The sequence below is a fragment of the Rhodoferax sp. UBA5149 genome, from assembly GCF_002413825.1.
In the GTDB taxonomy this organism is placed as follows: Bacteria; Pseudomonadota; Gammaproteobacteria; order Burkholderiales; family Burkholderiaceae_C; genus Rhodoferax.
The window spans coordinates 1-5179 of record NZ_DHXT01000022.1; the positions used below are offsets into that span (position 1 = coordinate 1).

Sequence of the window (5179 nt, forward strand, 5' to 3'; positions counted from 1 at the left end):
CCGGGCTGGATGGCAGCGCTTGCTGCGGGTATTTGTTGATTGCTTTGCATGCTATTTACTTCAAGCCCAATTTTGTAAGAATAAGGCTGACTTTGTCTTCCAGAGTGGCCTTGGTAAAAGGTTTGACGATATAGCCCGCAGCACCTTGTTGCGCCGCCATCACGATGTCTTCTTTTCGTGCTTCCGCCGTAACCATCAGAACGGGAATATGCTTGAGCTTCTCATCCTTTTTGATTTCAGTCAGCAGTTGAAAGCCGTTCATATTGGGCATGTTGATGTCGCTTACGACGAAATCAAAGTTGCTGTTGCGCAATTTATGCAATGCCACCACACCATCTTCGGCCTCATCGGCCTCTGTGTAGCCACTTTCCTTGAGCAGGTTGCGTACGATCCGCCGCATGGTGGAAAAGTCGTCAACAACCAAAAATCGAAGCTCATTTGCCATGGGGCACCCTTTCAATCGCGTTTGTCCGAACTGTCGCTAGTATGTACCGAATCATATGTCTCAATGTTATGGGTTGGCTGCCGCTTAAATTCCCATTGTCGCGGGTTCCGTGCTCATGGGACGGCTGTGCGCCCTGTTCCCATGAGTCGCTCTTCGGCTTCACGCGTCATGACGATGATACTGATTCTTCGGTTCGCCGGGCTCAGGGGGTTGACCGCATCAAGCAGGTTGCTGGAGGCCAGGCCGACGACCCGAGCCAGTTTGTCGTCCGGCATGCCGGATGCAACCAGCTCGCGTCTTGAAGCGTTGGCACGATCAGACGAGAGCTCCCAGTTGCTGTAGCCGCGCTCGGCGTTGCTGTAGGGTGCGCGGTCCGTGTGGCCATCTAGACTGATTTTGTTTTCGACGCCGTTCAAGGCGGCGCCGATTTCTCTCAATATGTCACGCATATAGGGTTTGACCGTTGCACTGCCGCTGTCGAACATGGGGCGCTTCTGATCATCAACTATTTGTATTTGCAGGCCATCCGGCGTCGTATCCAGTCTGATTTGAGAACTGAACTCGGCCAGTTTTGCGTTACTGGATATGACGGCACTGATCTTCGCGCTCAATGCCGCCAATTTTTTGGCGTCCTGTTTGGCCACTTCAGCCTTTACAGCTTCCGCCACCATTTTCTTCTGAATGGGGTCGTTGCCTTCACCGCGGCGGGACTGCCCGCTGGTTCGAGTCAGATCAGCGCCACCACCGGGAAGAATGCTGTTGCTGGCGCCAGCGCCACTGCCCCCTTGCATGGACACTTTCAGGGGTGCCGTGAAGTAGTCGGACAGTCCTTTCTTGTCACCTTCCGAGGTGGAGCCCAGCAGCCACATCAGCAGAAAAAAAGCCATCATGGCCGTCACAAAGTCGGCGTAGGCAATTTTCCAGGCGCCACCATGCACGGCGTGGCCCCCTTTTTTGATCTTCTTGACGATGATCGGCTGTAGTTTCTTTGCGTCTGTCGCCATGTCAAGCTACCTGCAGCTTATTTTTTGCCACGCACATAACTTTCAAGCTCGATAAAGGTGGGTCGCTCGGTAGAAAAGAGCACTTTGCGACCGAATTCAATGGCCGTAGAGGGGTTGTAGCCCTGCATGCTGGCCAGCAGCGTGGTCTTGATGCACTGCAATTCCTTGGCGCTGTCTTCCGTTTTTTGCTCCAGCAGGCCACCCAGGGGTTCCACCACGCCATAGGCCAGAAGAATCCCCAAAAAAGTACCGACCAGGGCCGAGGCAATCATGCCACCCAGTACCGCCGGCGGCTGTCCGACAGATCCCATGGTGTTCACCACCCCCAACACGGCGGCAACAATCCCGAACGCGGGCAAGGCCCCGGCCAGACGCGCGATGGCGGCAATAGGTGCGTGGGCCTCAGAGTGGTGAGTGTCAATCTCACTGTCCATCAAGGACTCAATTTCGTGGGCATTCAAGTTGCCTGAGACCATCATGCGCAGGTAATCGGTCATGAATTCCACCACATGGTGGTCGCTGCCAACGGTGGCGTATTTTTTGAAAATTTCCGAGGAGTGAGGATCTTCAACATCCTTTTCGATGGCCATCAAGCCTTCCTTGCGGGCTTTTTGCAGGATGTCGTAGAGCAGCGCCATCAGTTCAAGATAGCGGGCCTTGGTGTACTTGGAGCCTTTTACTGCCTGCGGAATGAGTTTCATGGTGGCCTTCAGCACCTTGGGCTGGTTGTTGACCGCAAAAGCGCCCAGTGCACCGCCAAAAATCGTAATTAACTCAAACGGCAGCGCATGAAGAATCACTCCGATATTGCCACCATGAACGATGTACACACCAAAGATGCACCCCATGGAGACCGCATAACCGACAATAACTATCATGTTCTTATAGAGTCAAAATGAGAGGTTGCCGTCATAGGTTTGGAGCGTCAGCTGTATCTTGACGCTACGTCATTTTAGGGAACTAGACTGAGTGCCAAAACAAGAAAAGGGCGCCAAAGGTGCCCTTTTATGAGTGCTTTCGTGCCCGACCGCCTAGTGTAGCAATATCCCCCCGGTGCTGGCGCTTTTGCCGGCGCGTGCGGGTGGCGTGCACAGACCGCATTCAAAGTGGCGCGCATTTTCGTACGGGTCGGTCACAAAATGGCCGCCGCATTTGGAGCACTTGGTTCGGCCCAGCATGTTGTTGTCGACAAACTTCACCAAGCGCCAGGCGCGGGTGATGGACAGCAGGGGTTCTACGCCGCACGCCGCTATTTGCTCGCTGTATAGACGGTAGGCCTTCATGATCGCGTCAATGTCTTCCATGGCGCTCACTTTGGTCAGGTATTCGTAGGTGTTTAAAAACAGCGACGCGTGAATATTGGGCTGCCAGGTCAGAAACCAATCGGTTGAAAACGGCAGTTGTCCCTTGGACGGCGAACGCCCTGCCACTTCTTTATACAGGCGCAGCAAGCGTTCGTAAGACAGGTCGGTCTCGCTTTCCAGCACCTGCAGGCGGGCACCCAGTTGAATCAGGGCAACCGCGCGGTCAACCTGCTTGGAATCATTCAAAACGCTTTTGCTGGCCATGGTGGTGCTCCTTACATTGCTTCCGAGAAGCGCCCGGCCATCAAAATGCTGGCATGCAGTTTGGTGGTGGCGTCGTTGTCAACTTTGCTCGCCGTGTTGTTGGTTAACAGATTCCACACAGTGTCGTCATCCACCCGAAAGCGGCACAGCAGCATGTTGCTGGAGGCAATTTTCAAAATCTGCGATGGCGAGAGGGTGGCAATCAGGTCGGCCGACTCTTCGGAAACGCCCAACCGGAACAGTGCTTCGGCTTTGTCCTTGCGAATCAGGTTTTGCGCCAGCATGAGGTAAGTCAGGTTGGCATCACGGATGGCTGATGTGAGTTGTTCGTCGGTCATGTTCGGCTCCTGCGTTGGGCGAAACCCTTGGGGTTCGCGATGAAGTTGATTCTGAACGGGACCCTTGAGAACTTGAATCGGCATTTGCCTGTTCGCTGTGTCAGTGCTTTGGCGGATGCATGTAAGGGAAGCTCTTACTTCAACGGTTTGGCAGCGTGTGAATACCAAACAACGAAACAGGACACGTAGCCCATTGGCAGTCGTATTCGAAACGCCAAAAGGACTCACCTTCATGCGGCAAGCAGATGGGGTAATTTATGCCTCTAGCGCCTGTCCAGTAAACATAGGCAGCTATTTAATAAATAGCGTCTCAATCTCAAAGCCAACAATATTGCGACTGGCCTTGCTGAACTCCACGCCGATCAGGTGAATCGGCTCGCCACGTGCCCGGTATTTCCCTATGCCTATATCAAGGATGTGCTGACGCGTCTGCCGACGCAGAGAAATAGTCAGATCGCCGAATTGCTGCCGCATTGCTGGTAGCCAAAAAAACTTAATCCCGGCATCCTCTGTCAGTTTCGCTCATGAGCTTGGATTTCCTGGATTTGAGGACATTTTAAATTTTTGTCTTAAATCCGGGGGTCCACTTTAAACTTCAGAATAGTTGCCGTTAGCCGCAAGTTCTGCGGCGCGTGACTTGCCTGAGACGGCGAAGTACCTTTCACTCGTTAGGTCGCCTGGTGACTGCCATACGCCATCGAAAGCTGGCGCTCGACACGGGAGCGGTTTGATAGGATCGACAGTTGTGCCATCCAAGACTCGGTCAAGTGGCGTATTTCGCGATCATCGGCGAGTATTTGTTCGATCAGAGTGCGCTTGCGCAAGCGCGTGGCGTCGGTCAAGTCGGTTGATAGCACACCTTTTTTGGTATTCTCAGCGGTTGCGGCGCTTTCGACCCTTTCAAGCATGCGTACCTGGCTGGCGCAATCCGATTCCAGAGTACACAGACCTTCCCAATCACTGTTGCGTGCGGCGGAAAGCATTTTGCCGGTGATGTCAGCCACAGATTCATACAGGGCGATGGCTTGGTCCTGATTCATGGCGTCAGCCACTCTGAAAAAGTACTGGCACACGGTATGAGGGAGACGTAGGCCGACACCTTGGTAAGCTTGGAATCAAGCAGGCCGCCGACCTCTTTCAGCATCGCCGCATCGTTTTGCAGGTTAGCCATCAGCAGACGCTGGCTTATGTAGTCGGCTTTTTTGTCCAGGCTGGCTGCCATCACACTGGTTTCCAGACTGACGCTGGCGTAGGCATGGGCGGCACCTCTCGAATTCGTGTACACGGCGTGCTCCTGGCTTATTTGCTCTGGCTGCTGGCCAGCTGCTGGGTCAGATAGGTGCTGGTGGTGTTCATGCTGCTCAGCAGCATATTCAAATTGGTGTATTCGGTGGTGTATTTCTTCTCAAGGGCCGTCATACGGTTTTCCAGTCTGTCGACTTCCAGATTGTAATTATCGACGTACTTGCCAAGGCTTTGCGTGCGCGTGTCGATCAGGCCGCCAGCCGCAAGCGCCGACTTGCCCCAGGCTTCAAGCCGTGTGGCGAAGCCCGTCGATGACGAGAACAAATTCGTCACATCGCTGAAATTGGCCGCGATCGCGCTGTCAAGCTTGCTGCTGTCGAGCACCAGCGTGCCATCTGCCTGGGTTGCAATCCCGACCTGCGCAAGCGAGGTCAGCGTGCCGCCGCTTGCAGGTGTCATGAAAATGCCGCGCAACTGGTCCTGCATGAGGCGCAAGGTGCCGTCACCCGCCAAGGAGCCCCCAGCGCTGGAGCTTGTGCCATAGGCGGAGCGGGACTTGATCTGGCTGGCGAGGGCGTT

At 54.3% G+C, this 5179-nt stretch carries 8 protein-coding genes and 1 pseudogene; 1 reads left to right on the forward strand and 8 read right to left on the reverse strand.

Going from position 1 to position 5179, the window contains the following annotated elements; genetic code table 11:
• Positions 1-55: 55 nt before the first annotated feature.
• From cheY to flhD, 5 genes are all read right to left on the reverse strand, one after another.
• Positions 56-445, reverse strand: a complete 390-nt coding sequence (gene cheY / locus B3V69_RS01655) for a chemotaxis response regulator CheY (RefSeq protein WP_296443178.1) — start codon at positions 443-445, stop codon at positions 56-58.
• Between the two features lie 113 nt (positions 446-558).
• Entirely contained in the window at positions 559-1449 is an 891-nt protein-coding gene (motB, locus tag B3V69_RS01660; protein WP_296443180.1) for a flagellar motor protein MotB, read from the reverse strand.
• 17 nt (positions 1450-1466) lie between these two features.
• Positions 1467-2327, reverse strand: coding sequence for a flagellar motor stator protein MotA (gene motA / locus B3V69_RS01665; protein WP_296443182.1), 861 nt, complete (start codon positions 2325-2327; stop codon positions 1467-1469).
• 153 nt (positions 2328-2480) lie between these two features.
• On the reverse strand, positions 2481-3017 hold the full coding sequence (flhC, locus tag B3V69_RS01670) for a flagellar transcriptional regulator FlhC (RefSeq protein ID WP_296443183.1): 537 nt from the start codon (positions 3015-3017) through the stop codon (positions 2481-2483).
• Positions 3018-3028: 11 nt separating this feature from the next.
• Positions 3029-3355 (reverse strand): flagellar transcriptional regulator FlhD, encoded by a 327-nt coding sequence (gene flhD, locus B3V69_RS01675; RefSeq protein WP_296443185.1) that lies wholly within the window; start codon positions 3353-3355, stop codon positions 3029-3031.
• A 396-nt stretch (positions 3356-3751) separates the two neighbouring features.
• Here flhD and B3V69_RS01680 point away from each other — a divergent pair.
• Positions 3752-3838, forward strand: a pseudogene (locus B3V69_RS01680) (transposase domain-containing protein); the annotation flags it as partial.
• 185 nt (positions 3839-4023) lie between these two features.
• Here B3V69_RS01680 and B3V69_RS01685 read toward each other — a convergent pair.
• The 3 genes from B3V69_RS01685 to fliD all read right to left on the reverse strand — a co-directional run.
• Positions 4024-4395 carry a flagellar protein FliT gene (locus B3V69_RS01685; protein ID WP_296443187.1) on the reverse strand — a complete coding sequence of 124 codons (372 nt, stop codon included), beginning with the start codon at positions 4393-4395 and terminating at the stop codon, positions 4024-4026.
• Entirely contained in the window at positions 4392-4640 is a 249-nt protein-coding gene (locus B3V69_RS01690) for a hypothetical protein (protein ID WP_296443191.1), read from the reverse strand. Before B3V69_RS01690 ends, B3V69_RS01685 begins: the two co-directional genes overlap by 4 nt.
• Positions 4641-4654: 14 nt before the next feature.
• The coding region (fliD, locus tag B3V69_RS01695; protein ID WP_296443192.1) for a flagellar filament capping protein FliD at positions 4655-5179 on the reverse strand (525 nt) is incomplete at its 5' end.